General features: G+C 72.6%; 15 protein-coding genes. 9 read left to right on the top strand and 6 right to left on the bottom strand.

The features are described from left to right. Window positions 1-1,512, top strand: a 1,512-nt coding sequence (locus FAF44_RS28505) for a hypothetical protein (RefSeq protein ID WP_237106371.1), incomplete at its 5' end; no start/stop codon positions are given. Between the two features lie 9 nt (window positions 1,513-1,521). Here FAF44_RS28505 and FAF44_RS28510 read toward each other — a convergent pair. Continuing rightward, on the bottom strand, window positions 1,522-1,755 hold the full coding sequence (locus FAF44_RS28510; RefSeq protein WP_237106372.1) for a hypothetical protein: 234 nt from the start codon (window positions 1,753-1,755) through the stop codon (window positions 1,522-1,524). Between the two features lie 111 nt (window positions 1,756-1,866). Beyond that, window positions 1,867-2,040, bottom strand: a complete 174-nt coding sequence (locus tag FAF44_RS28515; protein ID WP_237106373.1) for a hypothetical protein — start codon at window positions 2,038-2,040, stop codon at window positions 1,867-1,869. A 411-nt stretch (window positions 2,041-2,451) separates the two neighbouring features. Here FAF44_RS28515 and FAF44_RS28520 point away from each other — a divergent pair, with 411 nt between their 5' ends. The 3 genes from FAF44_RS28520 to FAF44_RS28530 all read left to right on the top strand — a co-directional run bounded on the left by FAF44_RS28520 (window position 2,452) and on the right by FAF44_RS28530 (window position 8,547). After that, the gene (locus tag FAF44_RS28520) at window positions 2,452-5,793 is read left to right on the top strand and encodes a family 16 glycoside hydrolase (RefSeq protein ID WP_237106374.1); all 3,342 of its coding nucleotides are present in this window, start codon (window positions 2,452-2,454) and stop codon (window positions 5,791-5,793) included. An 80-nt stretch (window positions 5,794-5,873) separates the two neighbouring features. After that, window positions 5,874-7,529 carry an acetolactate synthase large subunit gene (locus FAF44_RS28525; RefSeq protein ID WP_237106375.1) on the top strand — a complete coding sequence of 552 codons (1,656 nt, stop codon included), beginning with the start codon at window positions 5,874-5,876 and terminating at the stop codon, window positions 7,527-7,529. Between the two features lie 46 nt (window positions 7,530-7,575). Continuing rightward, window positions 7,576-8,547 carry a tyrosine-type recombinase/integrase gene (locus tag FAF44_RS28530; RefSeq protein WP_237106376.1) on the top strand — a complete coding sequence of 324 codons (972 nt, stop codon included), beginning with the start codon at window positions 7,576-7,578 and terminating at the stop codon, window positions 8,545-8,547. A 27-nt stretch (window positions 8,548-8,574) separates the two neighbouring features. Here the strand turns inward: FAF44_RS28530 and FAF44_RS28535 are convergent, their stop codons facing one another. Both FAF44_RS28535 and FAF44_RS28540 read right to left on the bottom strand, forming a co-directional pair. After that, window positions 8,575-10,269 carry a SulP family inorganic anion transporter gene (locus FAF44_RS28535; protein WP_237106377.1) on the bottom strand — a complete coding sequence of 565 codons (1,695 nt, stop codon included), beginning with the start codon at window positions 10,267-10,269 and terminating at the stop codon, window positions 8,575-8,577. Between the two features lie 164 nt (window positions 10,270-10,433). Then, complete coding sequence (locus FAF44_RS28540; protein WP_237106378.1) at window positions 10,434-11,129, bottom strand: TetR/AcrR family transcriptional regulator; 696 nt, start codon at window positions 11,127-11,129, stop codon at window positions 10,434-10,436. Window positions 11,130-11,195: 66 nt separating this feature from the next. Between FAF44_RS28540 and FAF44_RS55960 the strand changes: the two genes are divergently transcribed. The 5 genes from FAF44_RS55960 (at window position 11,196) to FAF44_RS28560 (ending at window position 16,614) form a co-directional block, all read left to right on the top strand. Next, window positions 11,196-12,293 (top strand): hypothetical protein, encoded by a 1,098-nt coding sequence (locus FAF44_RS55960; protein ID WP_308193395.1) that lies wholly within the window; start codon window positions 11,196-11,198, stop codon window positions 12,291-12,293. A gap of 275 nt (window positions 12,294-12,568) precedes the next feature. Then, on the top strand, window positions 12,569-13,186 hold the full coding sequence (locus FAF44_RS55965) for an ATP-binding domain-containing protein (RefSeq protein ID WP_308193396.1): 618 nt from the start codon (window positions 12,569-12,571) through the stop codon (window positions 13,184-13,186). A gap of 72 nt (window positions 13,187-13,258) precedes the next feature. Next, window positions 13,259-13,855 (top strand): CoA pyrophosphatase, encoded by a 597-nt coding sequence (locus FAF44_RS28550; RefSeq protein WP_237106379.1) that lies wholly within the window; start codon window positions 13,259-13,261, stop codon window positions 13,853-13,855. Window positions 13,856-14,300: 445 nt separating this feature from the next. Next, window positions 14,301-14,960, top strand: a complete 660-nt coding sequence (locus FAF44_RS28555; RefSeq protein WP_237106380.1) for a 1-acyl-sn-glycerol-3-phosphate acyltransferase — start codon at window positions 14,301-14,303, stop codon at window positions 14,958-14,960. Window positions 14,961-15,039: 79 nt separating this feature from the next. Then, on the top strand, window positions 15,040-16,614 hold the full coding sequence (locus tag FAF44_RS28560) for a penicillin-binding transpeptidase domain-containing protein (protein ID WP_237106381.1): 1,575 nt from the start codon (window positions 15,040-15,042) through the stop codon (window positions 16,612-16,614). A 29-nt stretch (window positions 16,615-16,643) separates the two neighbouring features. Here the strand turns inward: FAF44_RS28560 and FAF44_RS28565 are convergent, their stop codons facing one another. Both FAF44_RS28565 and FAF44_RS28570 read right to left on the bottom strand, forming a co-directional pair. Next, on the bottom strand, window positions 16,644-17,516 hold the full coding sequence (locus tag FAF44_RS28565) for an alpha/beta fold hydrolase (protein WP_237106382.1): 873 nt from the start codon (window positions 17,514-17,516) through the stop codon (window positions 16,644-16,646). Window positions 17,517-17,560: 44 nt separating this feature from the next. Then, window positions 17,561-18,208, bottom strand: coding sequence for a PadR family transcriptional regulator (locus FAF44_RS28570; RefSeq protein WP_237106383.1), 648 nt, complete (start codon window positions 18,206-18,208; stop codon window positions 17,561-17,563). Between the last annotated feature and the right edge of the window lie 39 nt (window positions 18,209-18,247).

The following is an 18,247-nucleotide window of genomic DNA, read 5'->3' on the forward strand; positions in this document are numbered from 1 at the left end:
GCCCCCCGCACCGCGCTCGCCCAGGCGGCCGACCCCGAACGGGTCCACCCGGTTCCTGACGGCTCGCAGGCCGCGCCCCATGACCGGCCGTCCGCCACACCGGCCGCTCACGGGCCGGACCACGGCCGTGTCCCGGGGGAAGGCGGTGTCCCGGGTCCTCGTGACCACCCGGCTCCGGAGCGGGTCGCCGACCAGGGGCCCGTCAACCGCGCGCGGCCCGGCCGGCTCGTCGATCTGGTCAACCGGCAGGTCCCGGACGCACCCGCGCCGGTCGCCGGCTCCGCCCGCGGAGACGGCGGGTTCGCCGCGCCCGTGGGGGACGGTCCGCTCCCCCGCACGGCCGACATCCGGTGGCAGGACCTGGCGGACGACCCGCGCTACGCCTACCCCGTGAAGAGGCTGGAGGAGTTCGACCCGTCCGGTGCGGCCCGGCTGCGTGACCAGGTCGAGAGCGGCACCCTGGCCGACCGGACCCAGTTCGCCGCCGCCCTGGACACCGCCCTGGTGAACCGGCCGCCGCTCGCGTCGCCGCACGTCCTGCGGGTGGGCGAGCGTCAGTTCACCGGCGGGTTCTTCCCGGGAGAGCCGCTCTACCTCAGCAAAGGCGGCGAGAGCCTGGTCTACGCCTATGACGCCGGTGTCGTGAAGGTCAACTACAGCGCCACGGGCCGGGCGGTCGGCTGGGCGTCGGACGGCTGGGCCCCTGAGCGGGTCGTGGCCGCCGAGGCGACGGGCGCGCTCGAGAAGGTGGCCGGGAACCGGATCCGCCGGGGCGCCGTCCTGGTGACCTTTCACGGGCCGTCCCAGGTGCTCGCGGAGCACGTCCACGTGCTGGAGCGGCGGTGGCCGGGCCGGATCGTCAACGAGTTCGTCCAGGGCGGACCGGCGCTGGACGCTGAGCGCGGCTACGTGCTGCCCACCCTGGTCTCCACGCAGCGCCGGATCCCCGGCTTCGACGGGTTGGACAATCCCGACCTCTCCACCGGTTACGCCGAGATGGCGGAGAACCCCGACACCGACGCGCACGTGGCCGCCAACCGGAAATGGCTGCAGCTCACCGGCCCGCCCGGCTTCGATCACGAGCTGTTCGTCACCATGCAACGCAACGACTCGGTCAGCAGGCTGCTGGTCCGGACGGCGGAGGATCCCGCGCTCCGGGCGGCCGTCCGGGCGTTCGCCGGCAACGCGATCGCCTACACCCGCGCCACGGGCGAGATCATGGACCTGGTCGGCAACGGGAACGTCATCTTCCCCGCGTCCGGTTCGTACCTGCTGGTCGACGCGCTGAGCCCGTCCCCGCTTCCCACGTCCGCCGCCTCGGAGGCGCTGCAGCGGCTCGACGCGCGCGAGCCGCTGACCGCCAAGGACCGGGCGATCCTGCTCAACGTCCTCAACTACGTGCGCACGGTCAACGCGCTCGCCGACGCGACGGGGCTGGCCGAGCGCATCGGCATCGTGCCGCCGGGATTCGATCCGCGCTCCTGGGAACGTCTGCTGCCGGCTCTCCGGTGACGAGCGTGATCAGCGGGGGGCCGGCCCGCTCCTGACGAGTTCGTCGGTCACCCCGCAGACGTCGCAGCGGTACAGCGTGCCCTGGTCGTTCTCGCCGAACTCGCTCCAGAGGTGGGCGTCGCCCGCCAGGTCGTGCGGGTCCCCCGAGCAGTAGCCCCGCGCTCCGCGCCCCCGGCCCGTCGTTCTCCGGGGTGCCGAGGTGAGGTGCGGCTCGACGGGGTTGGGCACGGCGGGCGGCACCATCACATCTCCAGAGATCAAAAAGCACGTGATGAGTGGTCCTTTCCTCCCACAACCCCACGAAACCACTATTTCCTATTAAAAGTGGTGATTCATCACACACCGCCCCCCGGTCTAGCTGATCGCGACGGTGAGGCCGCGTCTGGCGGGCGACGGCTCCCTGCGCTCCCCGAGCAGGGTCATGAGCTGGTCCATGGCGACCTGGCCGAGCCGCTCGCCGTCCACGTCGATCGAGGGGACATCGCCCAGGCCCAGGCTCTCGACGATCATCCGCTCCGAGCTGACCACGACATCGCGGATCTCGTCCGGCCCCCCGGGGCGCGGTGAACAGGAAGCCGGGGCCTCGATCGCCGCGATGATCGAGGCCCGCGCTCAACGTGGGTTCCCGCCTCCGACGGCCCCGGGATGTTCCCGACATCGCCGGCGCAGGAGTACCGGATCCTGCCCGAGCGGCCCGGCGTGCCGCGCAGGGCCTCGCCGCCGACCTTCTGACCTCGGCGAGCATGTCTTTCTTCGATTTTCGGCGAAAGACTATGGGCAAGTCGGATATCTCGCTTTATATTACGGCGCAGAGCAGCGTTATCCCATTCACGTTCCAGCGAATGACACCCGGCATCCGCCGATGGATAGCAGCCCTTCCGGCGATGCCCACCCCCACCCACGCCGAACGCGGCACCCTCGCCGAGATGGGACAGGTCCATGCGGAAATCAACCCTGTTATCCGTCTTACTGCTCCTCGCGCTCTCCTTCCTGGCCGCGCCCGCCCACGCGCGCGCGGACGTTCCACCGCAGGAGCCGGGCATCACCCTGCGGACCTACGACGTCCAGGTCGAGCTGTCCAAGCTCTGCACGCTCAAGCCCGGCCAGACGCCCAACGTGGACAAGCTGATGCCCACGATCGACTGGACCTCCGACGCCGACTTCGGCCTGACCGACATGTTCGTCACCGAGGCCCTCGGCAACATCTCCATCCCGGCCGCCGGCTCGTACGAGTTCCGCCTCACCAGCGACGACGGCGCCCGGCTGAGCATCGACGACACCGTCGTGATCACCAACGACGGCCGGCACGGCCCGATCGCGCTGGACGGCATGATCACCTTGACCGCCGGCTACCACGCGCTGCGCGTCGACCACTTCGAGCACCTGTACGGCCAGCGGCTCAAGCTGGAGTGGAAGCCGCCGGGCAGTTCCGCGTTCACCCTCGTGCCGAACACCGTGCTGAGCACGGACGCCGGCGTGGTGCGCGTCACCTCCCCGGGCCGCAAGGAGTGCGAGGCCGGCGCGGACTCCCCCGGCGACGGCCTGCCGCTGCAGTCGGTGCACCCCGACCTCACCCTCACCGACCTGCGCCCGGCCGGTTTCCAGCCGCAGGTGACCGCGATGGACTGGCTGCCGGACGACCGGCTGGCGATCACCACGTGGGGCGGCTCGGACACCAAGCTCGGCGAGGTCTACCTGCTCGGCAACGTCACGGGCGCGACCTCGCCCGAACGGGTGACCGCCAAGAAGATCGCCGAGGGGCTGCAGGAGCCCATGGGCATCAAGTACGTGGACGGCAAGCTCTACGTCTCGGAGAAGTACCGGCTGGTGGAGCTGAACGACACCGACGGGGACGAGGTCGCCGACGACCTCAGGACCGTGGCCACCTGGCCGTTCGGCGGCAACTTCCACGAGTTCGCGTTCGGGCTGCTCTACCGCGACGGCCACTTCTACCTGAACCTGTCCGTCGCCATCAACTACGGCGGCGCCACCACCGACCCGCAGCCGGCGCCGAACCGGGGCACGACCATCAAGGTCGACAAGGCCACCGGCGAGGTCGAGTACATCGCCGGCGGGCTGCGCACGCCCAACGGGATCGGCTGGGGGCCGGGCGACGACCTGTTCGTCACCGACAACCAGGGCGGCTGGCTGCCCGCCTCGAAGCTGGTGCACGTCAAGAAGGACCGCTTCTTCAACCACTACACCAACCCCGACGGCCCGTTCGACGCCCACGCGGTGAGCCCGCCGGTGTTGTGGCTGCCGCACAACGAGATCGCCAACTCCCCCAGCACGCCGCTACTGCTGCGGCGCGGCCGGTTCGCGGGACAGATGATCTTCGGTGACGTCACCTACGGCGGACTCCAGCGTGCCTACCTGGAGAAGGTGGGCGGCGAGTACCAGGGCGCGGTCTTCCGCTTCACCCAGGGGCTGGAGGCCGGCGTCAACCGGATCAGCCTGGGGCCCGACGGCGCGATCTACGCGGGCGGCCTGGGCGCCGGCGGGAACTGGGGCCAGCCCGGCAAGCTCACCTACGGCCTGCAGAAGCTGACCCCGGGCGACTCCACGGCGTTCGACATCCTGAAGATGCGCGCGATCGAGGGCGGCTTCGAGCTGGAGTACACCCAGCCGCTGTCGCAGGAGACGGCCGCCTCGCTGGCGGAGCGGTACCAGCTCACCCAGTGGCGCTACGTCCCGGCGTCCACCTACGGCGGCCCCAAGGTGGACGAGGAGCCGCTGACCGTCACCTCCGCGCGGCTGACCGCCGGCGGCAGGAAGGTCGCGCTCAAGATCGCGGGCCTGAAGCCGGGACGAGTGGTGCACCTGCGCTCGCCGCGCCCGTTCAGCTCGGCGTCCGGGCAGCCACTGTGGAGCACCGAAGCCTGGTACACGCTCAACACGATGGTCGGCGCCCCGGTGACGGACGCCTCCTACGAGGCGGAGAGCGCCGCGCACAGCGGCGGCGCGCGACTGGCCACCGACCACCTGGGTTACTCGGGTTCCGGTTTCGTGGCCGGTTACCGGGCCGAGGGGGCGGCGACGGCGTTCGCCGTGCGGGTCGGCGAGGCGGGCACGTACCCCGTGGGCCTGCGCTACTCCAACGGCCCGAACCCCGCGCCGGGCACCAAGTCGCTCAGCGTGTACGTCAACGGGGCCAAGGTCAGGCAGGTGCCGCTGCCGTCCACGGTGACGTGGGACCAGTGGGCCACCCGGGTCGAGCCGCTCGTGCTGAAGGCGGGCGTCAACACGATCTCCTACGTCTACGACGGCGGCGACGCGGGCAACGTCAACCTGGACGCGCTCACCGTGCCGGCGCGGCCGGTGCTGGAGGCGGAGAACGCCTCGCTGCGCGGCGGCGCGAAGGTCGGCACCGGCCGTCCGGGCCACACGGGCAAGGGGTTCGTGGACGGCTACGACGGCGAGGGCGCCAGCGCGACGTTCACCGTACGGGCCGGCACGCCCGGCGCGCACAACGTCGGGATCCGCTACGCCGCCGACGCCGGCACGTCGGTGAGCGTGTACGTCAACGGGACCAGGGTCAGGCAGGTGCGGCTGGCCGGCACCGGCGGCCCGGACGACTGGGCGGTCCAGACCGAGCCGCTCGACCTGCGGCCCGGCGCGAACAAGATCGCCTACCGGTTCGACCCCGGCGACGGGGGACGGTTCGCCCTCGACCACCTCACCGTGTCGAAGGCCGAGCGCATCACGCTGTTCGACGGCTCCAACCTGGCGGCGTGGGAGAAACGGGCCGGCGGCGCGGCGACCTGGCCGATCGCCGACGGCTCCATGGAGTCCTACGGCGGCGACATCCGCACCCGCCGCACGTTCGGCGACTTCACCCTGCACGTCGAGTGGTACGAGCCGGACTACCCGCCGGACGTGACCGGCCAGCGGCGCGGCAACAGCGGCGTCTACCTGCAAGAACGTTACGAGATCCAGGTACTGGAGTCCTCCGGCGACGCCACGCCGGCCGCCAACGGGGCGGGCTCCATCTACTCCAAGCGCGCGCCCGACCGCAACATGGCGACCGCCCCGGGGACGTGGCAGACGTACGACATCACCTTCCGCGCGGCCCGGCACACCAGCACGGGCGTGAAGACCGACGACGCGCGGGTCACGGTCGTCTGGAACGGCGAGGTGGTGCACGACGACGTGGCCGTGGACGGCGGCACGGGCGACCACATCGCGGAGAGCGCGGCCTCGGGCGGGATCCGCCTCCAGGACCACGGCGACCCCGGCGAGAACCCCCGGTTCCGCAACATCTGGATCGAACCCGTCTCCTGACCGCCTGCCCCCGGCGGGAATGAACGGCCGCCCGCTTCGCGCTGCAGCGGAAAAGACGTTCAGGAAAGAAGGCGTTTCGCATGGCAGCGCAGCCCACCGCGGCCCGGCTCATCGTCCAGGCGCTGGAGGCCGAGGGCGTCGAGTACGTCTTCGGCATCCCGGGCGAGGAGAACATCCACTTCGTCGACGCGCTCAACGACTCCTCCATCCGGTACGTGCTCGTCCGTCACGAGCAGGGCGCGGCGTTCATGGCCGAGATCTACGGCAGGCTGACCGGCAAGGCGGGCGTGGCGTCGGCCACGCTCGGCCCCGGCGCGATCAACCTGCAGCTCGGCGTGGCCGACGCGACCACCAACAGCACCCCGGTGGTGGCGATCACGGCGCAGGTGGGGCTCGACCGCATCTACAAGGAGTCCCACCAGGTGGTGGACCTGGTGTCGATGTTCCGGCCGATCACGAAGTGGTCGGAACTGGCCCCGTCGGCGCAGGCGCTGCCCGAGCTGATCCGCAAGGCGTTCAAGACCGCCCAGACCGAGCGGCCCGGCGCCGTCTACCTGGCCGTCCCCGAGGACGTCGAGTCCGCGCCCGTCCCCGAGGACCTGCGCCCGCTGCCGGTCAACGTGGTGCGTCCCCAGGACCCGTCGGCCGCCCAGATCGCCCGCGCCGCCGACATCCTGGCCACCGCGCGCCGGCCGATCGTGCTGGCCGGGCACGGCGCGACCCGGGCGGGGGCCTCGCAGGCGCTGGTGCGCTTCTCCGAGCGGCTGGGCCTGCCGGTGGCCACCACGTTCAACGGCAAGGGCGTCTTCCCCGACGACCACCGGCACGCGCTGGGCGCGGTGGGGTTCATGCGGCACGACTACGTGAACTTCGGCTTCGACGAGGCCGACGTGCTGATCAGCGTCGGGTACGAGCTGCAGGAGTTCGACCCGGTCAAGATCAACCCGGAGCGGGACAAGAAGATCATCCACATTCACCGCTTCCCCGCCGAGGTGGACGACCACTACCCGGTGGCGGTCGGCGTGCACGGCGACATCTCGCGCTCGCTGCACGTGCTGGCGGACGCCGTGCACCGCCGCTTCGAGCTCAACGGCACCGGCGAGAAGATCCGCCGCCTGCTGGCGGAGGAGCTGGAACAGGGGCGGGCCGAGAACGGGTTCCCGCTGTCGCCGCGCCGGGTGGTGGCCGACATCCGGCAGGCCATGGGCCGCGAGGACATCGTGCTGGCCGACACCGGCGCGGTGAAGATGTGGATGGCCCGCATGTACCCGACGTACGAGCCGAACACGATGCTGGTCTCCAACGGGCTGTCGTCCATGGGGTTCTCGGTGCCGGGCGCGCTGGCGGCCAAGCTCGCCCATCCCCGGCGGCGGGTGCTGGCGGCGACGGGTGACGGGGCGTTCCTGATGAACTCGCAGGAGCTGGAGACGGCCGTGCGGGAGCGGATCCCGTTCGTGGTGCTGGTGTGGGTGGACGGCGCGTACGGGCTGATCGAGTGGAAGATGGACCTGGAGCTGGGCCGCGACTCCAACGTGGCCTTCGGCAACCCCGACTTCGTCAAGTACGCCGAGAGCTTCGGCGCGCGCGGCTACCGGATCACGGCGGCCGACGAACTGCTGCCGACGCTGCGCGAGGCGCTGGCCGACGACGTGGTGTCGGTGATCGCGGTGCCGGTCGACTACTCGGCCAACCTCGGGCTGACCGACAAGCTGGGTGAGCTGACCGGCCCGTTCTGAGCGGCCTGCCGGGCGGGCTCGCCCAGGCCCTTCTAAGATCGGCCGGGTGAGCCTGCCTGACGTACCCGCGCCGGGCGCGCTGCCGGTCGAGCCGGCGCGCGACCCGTACCACGTCTATCTCGACTCGCTGACCAGCCCCGAGTCCCGCCGTACGATGCGCGGCTGCCTCGACCGGCTGGCCCGCCTGCTGACCGGCGACGAGCACGCGACGGGAGCGGGGCAGCCGTGGCACCTGCTGCGCTACGAGCACACCGTGCGGATCCGGACGCTGCTCACCGACCAGGGCTGGTCGGCGGCGTACGTGAACAAGCATCTGGTGGCGCTGCGGCGGGTGCTGAAGGAGTCGTGGCGGCTGGGCCAGACCAGCGCCGAGGATCTCGCCCGCGCCTCCGACCTGGCCCCGGTGCGGCAGAGCCGCCTGCCGGCCGGGCACCACGTGCCGCCCGAGGTGGTGGGAGCGGCGCTGTCGGCCTGCGACGACTCGCCCGCCGGGGTGCGCGACGCGGCGCTGATCGGCGTGCTCTACTCGACCGGCTGCCGCCGCGCCGAACTCGGCGGGCTGGCGCTGGCCGACTACGACCCGGGCTCGCGCTCGCTGCGGGTGCGCGGCAAGCGGGACAAAGAGCGCCTGGTCTACCTGACGACCGACGCGATCGGCCTGGTGGAACGGTGGCTGGCGGTGCGCGGGACCGGCCCGGGGGCGCTGTTCAGCCCGATCAGCAAGGCCGGGCGGCTGCGTACGCGCGACGGGCTGCCGGTGGGGCTGACCGGGCAGGGCATCGCCGACATCCTGACCCGGCGCTTCGGGGAGGCGGGCGCGGCGCGGCGCACGGCGCACGACTTCCGCCGCACGTTCATCGGCGAACTGCTGGACGCGGGGGTCGACCTGGCGACGGCGCAGGCGCTGGTGGGGCACGCCTCCCCGGCCACCACGGCCCGCTACGACCGCCGGCCCGAGCGCACCCGCCGTGAGGCGGTCGATCGCCTGCGCCTCCCGGCCGCCCGCCCGCTCGCCTGACCGTCCGGACCGAGGGCGGGCGGCCGGTCAGCCCGCCAGGCGCGGCACGACGCCGGAGCGGTGCAGGCGTTCGCGGGCGGCGGCGATCGCCTGGTCGGTGGTGGCGAACACCTGTCCGGCCTGGACGAGCCCGGCGATCACGCCGAGCGCCTCCAGGGTCTGGTGGTGCCCGGCGGGGATGCCCGACACGTACACCTTGATGCCCCGGCGTTCGAGCCGCTCGATGGTGTCGCCCAGCAGCAGGGCGCCGCTGGCGTCGATGGTGGTGACCAGGCGCAGGCGCAGTATCACCACCGACGCGCCGGTCAGCTCCGACAGCTCGGTCAGGAAGCGGTGCGCGGCGGCGAAGAACAGCGGGCCGTCCAGGCGGTAGGTGACGATGTGCTCGGCGAGCAGCGCGTGCTCGTGCGCGGTGTGCTGCGGCTGGAGGTCGTGGCGCAGCGGCTCCTTGCCGAAGCGCACGTTGCGGGCGATCGCGCGCAACGCCAGCGCGCCCGCCACCACCAGCCCGACGATGACGGCCAGGACGGTGTCCAGCGTCAGCGTGGCCACCGCGGTCAGCACGAGCACGGCCGCGTCGCTCTTGGTGGAGCGCCACATGGCGCGTACGGAGTCACGCTCGACCATCCGCACGGACGTGGCCAGCAGCACCCCGGCCAGCGCCGCGAGCGGGATCTTGGCGACCAGCCCGGCGGCGAGATAGACGATCGCGCCCAGGATCAGCGCGTGGGCGAGCGCCGCGAGCCGGGAGGTGGCCCCCGAGCGCACGTTGACCGCGGTGCGCACGGTGGCCCCGGTGCCGGGCATGCCGCCGAACAGCGGCGCGACGAGGTTGGCGATGCCCTGGCCGAACAGCTCCCTGTCGGGGTCGTGCCGGTGCCGTCCGGTCATGTTGTCGGCGACGGCGGCCGACAGCAGCGACTCCAGGGACGAAAGCGCGGCCACGGCGATGGCCGGGGCGAGCAGGGACGGCAGCGCGCCCAGATCCAGGAACGCCAGCGACGGCGCCGGCAGCCCCTGCGGCAGCGCGCCGATCCGGGCCAGCGGCAGCCCGGCCACCTCGGCGACGACGGTGACGACGGCCACCGCCGGCAGCGCGAACGGCACGTTGGGCCGCAGGGCCGCGCCGGCCAGCAGGGCCCCGGCCACCAGGAGGCTGACCGACACGGCCCACCAGTGCGGGCCGGCCAGGAAGTCGAGGACGGCGTGCCAGGCGATGACCGCGACCTTGTCGCTGTGGTAGGGCGGGACGCCGAGCGCCTGCGGGAACTGTTGCAGGGCGATCACCCACGCCATGCCGACGGTGAACCCGGCGACGACGGGCGCGGGGACCAGCGCCATGTACCGGCCCGCCCGTGTGAGGGCGAGCACGATGAGCAGCACTCCGGCCATCAGGCCGACGGTGAACACCCCGGTGGCGCCGTGCACGCTCATGATGGGCATGAGCACGACGGTCATCGCGCCGCTGGCCCCCGAGACCTGCAGCGCCGACCCGCCGAGCAGCGCGGCCACCGACCCGGCGACCACGGCCGTGGCCAGGCCGGAGGCGGCCCCGAGCCCGGAGGAGATGCCGAACCCGAGCGCCAGCGGCAGCGCGACGATCGCCACCGTGAGCCCGGCCAGCAGATTGTTGCGGGGGTTGTGCAGCATGGCGGCCAGCCCCGCCCGTTCGGGCAGCACCGCGCGGATCCGGCGCCGGCCGGCGGCGAGGACGCCGGTCACGTGGTGTCACCGATCGAGTCGGTACGGTGACCGGTTCTGGGCGTGAAAGGTTCGATCATCTTCGCTCCTTCTGCGCAGAGAAGACATCCGTCTTGTGGCCGATTGCATAGGTATGCAATTGGTAAAGAGGTGTTCAGGATAACCATTGCACCCGTCTCACCTGCTTAAACTCGCCCGTCCCCGCGGTATCGGCCAGGCGTGAAAGCGGGCGGCTGTGTGAAGCCGGGGGCGACATCCGGCCGCGAGGGCCGCCGCCATGAGCCGGTGAGCATGGCGAAGCCGTGTTCCGCCGCGCGCACCGCCTCGAGTTCGACCTCGTCCATGGGCCGCCCGTCGGCGAGCGCCTGCCAGTTGCGCCGGGCGAGCACCCGCTGCGTGGCCACCGCCTGCGCGGCCAGCAGCCGGGCCGTCAGCTCGTCGGCCGTCTCGGCCAGCGCCTCGCCCAGGGACTCCTCGTCGCGTGCCATGTGCTGGTGCAGCCGGGCGAGCAGGCTGGGCGCGCCGGCGAACACCATCCGGTGGTAGGCGACCACCTCGGGGTCGTCGTTGAGCCCGGTGACCGGGTCGTGCCGGGCCAGCCCGTCGAGGAAATGGCGGCGCAGCGCCGCCGGCGGCGTCTCCCCGGCCGCCCGCGCCCGCACCACCCGGGCCGACTCGCCCAGGTGGTCGGCGATCCGGTGCAGGACGAGGTCCTCCTTGGCCGGGAAGTACTTGAACAGCGTCGGCTTCGACACCCCGGCCGCCGCCGCGACCTCCGCCACGGACACCTCCTCGAAGCCGCGCTCCAGGAAGAGCGTGATGGCGGCCGTCGAGAGGGCCTCGTGCACGCGCCGTCTCTGCAGCTCCCGCAGTCCCGTCATGGAGACATCCTAGCAAAGTGTTAACCTGGTCAATATATTGACCGAGTTAACGTTTTTGGGGGTGTGATGGGAACGCTCGACGACGAGCGGGAGCACGTCGGACGCTGCCGGGCCGGCCTGCGCCGGATGCTGGAGGGCGCGCGGGACAACGTCATCGTCGGTGAGACCGTGGCCGGCGACCGCTACAGCGCCGAACGCCTCGGCTGGCACCTCAAGAGCCTGGCCAAGGAGCTGAGCGAGGAGCCGGACGGCCCGCCGTTCTTCGGCCGGCTCGACTTCGGCCCCGGCTCGGCCGAGCACGCCGGGCGCTCGTACCACATCGGCCGCCGGCACATCACCGGCGAGCACGGCGGCCCGCCCGTGGTGATCGACTGGCGCGCGCCGGTGTCGCGCGCCTTCTACCGGGCCGGCGCCCGCGACCCGCAGGGCGTCGACGTGCGCCGCCGCTTCGGCTGGTCGGGAGACACGCTCACCGGCTTCGAGGACGAGCGGCTCTCGCGCGGCGAGGAGGGCGAGAGCCGGATCCTGGCCGCCGAGATCGAACGGCCACGCGTCGGCCCCATGCGCGACATCGTCGCCACCATCCAGCCCGAGCAGGACGACCTCGTCCGCGCCGAACTGGACACCACGATCTGCGTGCAGGGAGCGCCCGGCACCGGCAAGACGGCCGTCGGCCTGCACCGGGCCGCGTACCTGCTCTACGCCCACCGCCGGCGGCTCGAACGCGCCGGCGTGCTGGTGCTCGGCCCCAACCGGGCCTTCCTCGGCTACGTCTCGGCCGTCCTGCCCGCCCTCGGCGAGGTGGACGTCGAGCAGACCACCCTGGAGAGCCTGCTGGCCACCGTCGCCGTCACGGCCGTGGACGACGAGGCCGCCGCCGTGGTCAAGCACACGCCCGGATGGCGGTGGTGCTGCGCAGGGCCCTGTACCGGCGGATCAGCAAACCGGTCGAGCCCGTCGCGGTGCCGGACGGCTCCTACCGCTGGCGCGTGGACGAGGACGAACTGCGCCGCTTCGTGGACGACACCAGGCGCGAGTCCCTCCCGTACGCCGTGGGCCGCGAACGCGTCAGGGCGCGGGTGGTCGAGGCCGTCCGCCGCCAGGCCGAGGCCCGCGGGCAGGCGGCCGGCGCGCCCTGGCTGCGCAGGATCGGCCGCGGCGTGACCGCCTGGCTCGACCGGGTCTGGCCGGCCGTCAAGCCGGAAGAGGTGCTCCACGAGGTGCTGCGCGGCCCGTCGGGCGACGACCGCGACCCGGCCCGCGGCGTGCTCACCGACGCCGAACGCACGGCCCTGACCTGGACCAGGCCCCCGCGCGCCGTCAGGAGCGCGCGGTGGTCGGCGGCCGACCTGGTGCTGCTCGACGAGATCGCCGCGCTCATCGAGCGCCCGCGCGGCTACGGCCACGTCATCGTGGACGAGGCCCAGGACCTGTCGCCCATGGAGTGCCGGGCCGTGGCCAGGCGCAGCGAGCACGGCTCCCTGACCGTGCTGGGCGACCTGGCCCAGGGCACCACGCCGTGGGCGGCCACGTCCTGGCCGGAACGGCTGGAGCTGCTCGGCAAGCCCGGCGGGCAGGTCATCGCGCTGACGACCGGCTTCCGCGTCCCCGCGGCCGTAGTGGAGCTGGCCAACACGCTGCTCGCGGCGCTGGAGGCGCAGGTGCCGGCGACCCGCTCGTACCGCTCGGACGGGCGGTTGCGGGTCGTGAGCGTGCCCGTGCTGGAGAAGGGCGTGGTCGAGGCGGTGCGGGAGGCGCTCGGGTTCGAGGGCTCGATCGGGGTGATCGCGGCCGACGGCCACGTCGAGTCGATCACCGCCGCACTGTGGGACGACGGCCTCGACCTCGGCGACCGGCTCAGCGTGCTGCCCGCCTCCCTGTGCAAGGGCCTGGAGTACGACCACGTCGTGGTGGCCGAGCCGGCCGCCATCGCCGAGGCGGAGCGGCGCGGGCTCAACCGCCTGTACGTCGCCCTCACCCGGGCCGTCTCCCGGCTCGACGTCGTGCACGCCCTGCCGCTGCCGCCGCAGCTCTCCCACCCCGCGCCGGCCGCCTGACGGTGAGGGCCGCCCAGGGCGGAGCGCGTGGAGGTCCGGCTGCCGCGCGGGGCGGCGTGAGACCCTGGAGAGATGCTTTCACCGATCGACGCGCTGCGCGCCCAGATCACCACCCGGCTGACCGCCTTCGACCGCAGGCAGGTCCCACCGGCCGGAGGGGTGCGCAGGGCCGGGGTCACCGTGTGCGTGCTGGAGGACGCCGCGGGCGCCCCCTACGTCGTCGTGATCAGGCGGGCGGCCCGCGGCCGGAACCCGGGGCAGTGGGCGCTGCCGGGCGGGCGGGCCGACGACGGGGAGCATCCGGAGGCGGCGGCGCTGCGCGAGCTGGCCGAGGAGACCGGGGTCACGGGGGTCGAGGTGGCCGGGCTGCTCGACGACTTCGTCACCGACTCGGGGTTCGTCATCACGCCGGTGGTGGCCTTCGGCGGGCGTCAGGTGCCGGTGCCCGACCCGCGCGAGGTGGCCTCGGTGCACGCGGTCCCGCTGGAGCGTTTCCTCGCGCCGGGGGTGCCGCGCTGGCGGGGCGAGTTGCTGCAGATGCCGCTGGGGCCGTCCATCGTGATCCACGCGCCGACGGGGGCCATCCTGTGGCAGTTCGCGGAGGTGGCGCTGCGGGGGCGCGAGCAGCGGGTCTTCCACGTGGCCCAGCCGCACTGGACCAGAACCTGACCCCGCGTGAGCTCTCGTCCCCTGAGACCGGCCCGCGGCACCGGGGGCGGGTTGCGAAGACTTTCCCCTCGTGACGGTCGCGCTCCCCGGTCTTTGCCCGGCGGTGGTCCGGCGCTGGTCCGGCAGCGCTTTCGCCCCGGCGCGGCTGTCCTGGCTTGCCCGCTCGCAGACGCCTGCCAGGGCAGGAGATGGGGCGTTGCGAGGGGCGCGAGTACCTTCATGCCGGGCACATGTGGTTAACTCAAGATTGCCGATGTGGTCTGTGTCCCCCGGGCCGCAAATTACCGCCTTCACGGAATACCGTTCGGCTGGAGCCGTGTTGTGCACCTCGCCGAGGAGGCGACCGCCACATCGGCCTAACAGCTTTTCCCAGGCGTCCTGCCGCACCGGCGGGACGCCTGCCTTATTGTGGGGTGGCTGTCGGCCCGATGATCAGGAGAACCTGTTGCTGTACGAAGTGGTCAAGTTCGCCGCCGCACCGCTCGCTCACGCGATGTGCCGGCCGCACATCTCGGGCGCGGCGCACGTGCCGAGGAGCGGTCCCGCGATCCTGGCCGCCAACCACCTGTCGGTGCTCGACTCCTTCCTGCTTCCCGCGCTGCTGCCCCGGCACGTGACGTTCACCGCCAAGAACGAGTACTTCGACGGCAACCCGGTCTCCGGTTTCTTCATGCGGCTCGGCGGCAGCCTGCCGATCGACCGCGAGAGCGCGCACGCCGCGCAGACGATGCTGGACGACGCCGCCGCGCTGCTGGAGCGGGGCGAGCTGTTCGGCATCCACCCCGAGGGCACCCGCTCCCCCGACGGCCGGCTCTACCGGGGCAAGATCGGGGTGGCCTGGCTGACGCTCAAGACCGGCGCGCCGGTGCTGCCCGTGGCGCTGAGTGGCACCGAGAAGGTGCTGCCGCTCGGGTCGAAGGTGCCCAGGCCCGCCCGCATCGGCATCACCATCGGGGAGCCGATGCGCTTCGACGGCGACCACACCAGCGCGCGTGACCGGCGGCGGGTGACCGACGAGATCATGGAGGCCATCCAGAAGCTGTCCGGCCAGGAGTACGTGCCGATGTACGCGGCCAGTTACAAGGCTTCGCATGGAATGCCCTGAATCGGACGCTAGGCTCGAACACCTGTCGTCGAATGGCCAGGGGGGCTGATCAGTGGCGCGGGGTCGTACGATCGCGATCGTGTCCGGCGTCACCGTGCTCGTGGTGGGGGCCGCGGCCGGTGGGGCGTACTACGTACTGCACACCAGGGGCACGCCGGCCGAGACCGCGCAACGCTTCGCGGCGGCCTGGCAGTCCGGTGACCGCAACGCGATGACGGCCGAGTTGGCCGCGCCGAAGCAGCTCACCGCCTACGACCAGCAGCGCACCGGGCTCGCCGTCGAGTCGACCGCGATCAAGCTGGGCCGGGTCAGCGAGGGCGACGGCCGGGCCAGCGTCCCCTACACCGCCACGCTCGGCCTGAAGAACGTCGGCTCGTGGTCCTACCAGGGCACGATCGACCTGGTGGTGGCCGACCGCACGTGGAAGGTCGACTGGAAGCCCGCGACGCTGCACCCGTCGCTGGCCGAAGGGGCGTCGTTCGCGCTCAAGACCTCGTGGCCGCGGCGCGCCGAGATCACCGACGCCGACGGCGACCGCATCGACACCGGCACGGTCGGCGGCTCGGTGCAGCAGCTCGTCGGCTACCTGGACAAGGCGACCAAGAAGGACGTCACCAAGCTGGGCTCCTCCTACAAGGTCGGGCAGGCGGTCGGGCGCGGCGGGTTGCAGGAGACGTTCCAGGAGAAGCTGGCCGGCACCCCGGCGACCGAGATCAAGCTCGGCGACAAGACGCTGGAGACGATCGAGGGCGCCGAGGGCGAGCCCGTCCAGACCACGCTCGACCCGCGGGCGCAGGCCGCCGCGGTGACGGCGGTCAAGGAGATCGACAAGCCCACCTCGCTGGTGGCGATCCGGCCCTCGACGGGCGAGATCCTGGCCGTGGTGAACAACGTGGGCGGCTTCAACCGGGCGCTCGACGGCCGTTACCCGCCCGGCTCGACGTTCAAGGCGGTCACGGCGATCGGGCTGCTGGCGGCCGGGGTGTCGCCGCAGGACCAGGTGACCTGCCCCATGTACGCCACGGTCGGCGGGCTGAAGATCCGCAACTCCGACAAGGAGGAGTTCGGGTCGCTGTCGTTCCTCGACTCCTTCGCCCACTCGTGCAACACGACGTTCGCGCCGCTGGCGAAGTCGAAGCTGGGCGCGGGCAAACTGTTCGAGGCGGCCGAGGACGTGGGCTTCAACCAGCCGCTGAACATCGGGGTGCCGGCCACGAAGGCCAGCTTCCCCAAGGCCGAGTCGGACGCCGAACTGGCCGCCGAGTCGTTCGGCCAGGCGCGGATCACGGCCAGCCCGCTGACGATGGCCTCGGTGGCCGCCGCCATCGCCGCCGGCACGTGGCGTCCGCCGACGCTGGTGTCCTCGATCAAGCAGAAGGCCAAGGAGCGCGCGCTGCCCGACGGGGTGAAGGAGGCGCTGCACTCGATGATGTCGGCCGTGGTGACCAAGGGCACCGCCAAGTCGGCGGGGCTGCCCTCGGGCACGCACGGCAAGACCGGGACGGCCGAGTACGGCACGGGCGAAGAGCTGGACTCCCATGCCTGGTTCATGGGGTTCAAGGGGAATGTCGCGTTCGCCGTGGTCGTCGAGGGCGGGGGCGGCGGCGGCAAGGTGGCCGCCCCGGTCGCCGCGACGTTCCTCAAGAGCCTCTAGCGTTTAAGGCCACGATCGGCGGGGGCGGATCATCCCGCCTGGGTCAGGAAGCGGCGGATCTCCTCGGCCACGCGTTCGGGCCGCCCGCGCTGGGCGGCGTTCTGGGTGGCGCTGTGGTCGAGGCCCGCCAGCGCCAGCCGCCGGGCACTCGTCAGGACCTGCTCCAGTTCGGCGAGGGCGGTGCGCAGATGGGCCGGGCTCCTGGTGCCGCCGAGCAGCAGCGTCTCGACCGCGACCGGCCGGTACGCCGCCGGACCGCCCCCGGCTTCGGCCACGAGCTGGATGTCCTGCCGCAGCGTCGGCGCGAGCTGCCGGAACGTGGGCTCGTCGCCGGCGGCCCCGTCCTGGCTCTTCAGCATCAGGCCGGCGAGCCACTCCTGAAGCCGCCGGGGCAGGGCGTTGAACAGCGGCGGGCCCAGCCGGGCGGCCCGCATGCCGGTGACGAGCGCCGCGGGGATCCGGCCGTCGGCGATCTCCCTGTCCAGGCGCGCCAGGTAGCCGGTCAGGTCGGTGTCACCGAGGCCCAGCGGCGGTTCGAACAGGACGGCCCGGCTCAGGGCGGCGGGCCGGGTGAGCGCGGTGTGCAGGGTGATGATCGCGCCGGAGCTGACGCCGGCGGCGAACCGCGCGCCGGTGTCGCGCAGGACCGCGTCGAGGTCCTCGGCCTCGCGCTCGATCCCGTACGCGGCGCCGGCCGGGCCGCTGCCGCCGCGGCCCCGCCGGTCGGGCAGGTAGCAGGTGAAGCCGGTGGACAACGCGCGGGCCAGCTCGATCTGGCTGTGGCCGGTCTGCATGGCTCCGTGCACGATCACCAGGCCGGGGCCCTGCCCGACCTCGCGATAGCTGATCGTGGTGCCGTCGGCGGACGTCACGGTCCGGGTCGTGGCGGTGGTCGTGGTCATGGTGGCTCCCCTGGTGGTTGGGTGCGGGTTGGCGGCCCGTGCCGTCAGTCGGCCGGGCGGCCTCTTTCGGCGAGGTCCGCCACGTGGGGCGGGATCTCGCCCGTTCGGTGAAAGCTCTCCCAGGCCGCCAGCTCCGGGAACGTGCCGGCGTCCAGTTCGGCCAGCAGCGAGCGCACCCAGGCGGCCTGGGCCTCCCGCATCGCCAGCGCGTACTCCGACTCGACGAGGAACAGCCGGGGCACGCCGTCGCGCTCCGAGTCCAGCGCCCGCCGGTCGGCCGCGATCTGCTCCTCCAGCAGTTCCAGCCGGCGGCGCAGCAGCGGGACGACCTCGCCGGGGGCGAGGCCGGCCATCACCGACAGGCCGGCCTCGAACGACGTCGGCTCCCGGCCCGGCGTGGCCAGCAGCTCCCTGGTCCAGTCCGCGGCCTCGTCGCGGCCGACGTCGGTGACGCGGTAGACGGTCCGCTCGGGCCTGGCCCCCTGCCGGCCGCTCTCCACCGCCTCCAGCAGGCCGTGCTTCTCCAGGTTGCGGACGACGGTGTAGAGGGAGCCCCACTTGATCGGCATGTCCTGGTCCTTGCCACGGGCACGCAGGACGGACGCCATCTCGTACGGATGCATCGGACGCTGCACCACGACGGTGAGCACGGCCAGCGCCAGCAGGTTGCTCACCGGCCGCCGTCGCGCCATGTCCGAGCACCACCCTTCTTCGATTACTCGTAGGCGAGT

It is taken from the genome of Nonomuraea sp. MG754425 (assembly GCF_021699195.1).
In the GTDB taxonomy this organism is placed as follows: domain Bacteria; phylum Actinomycetota; class Actinomycetes; order Streptosporangiales; family Streptosporangiaceae; genus Nonomuraea.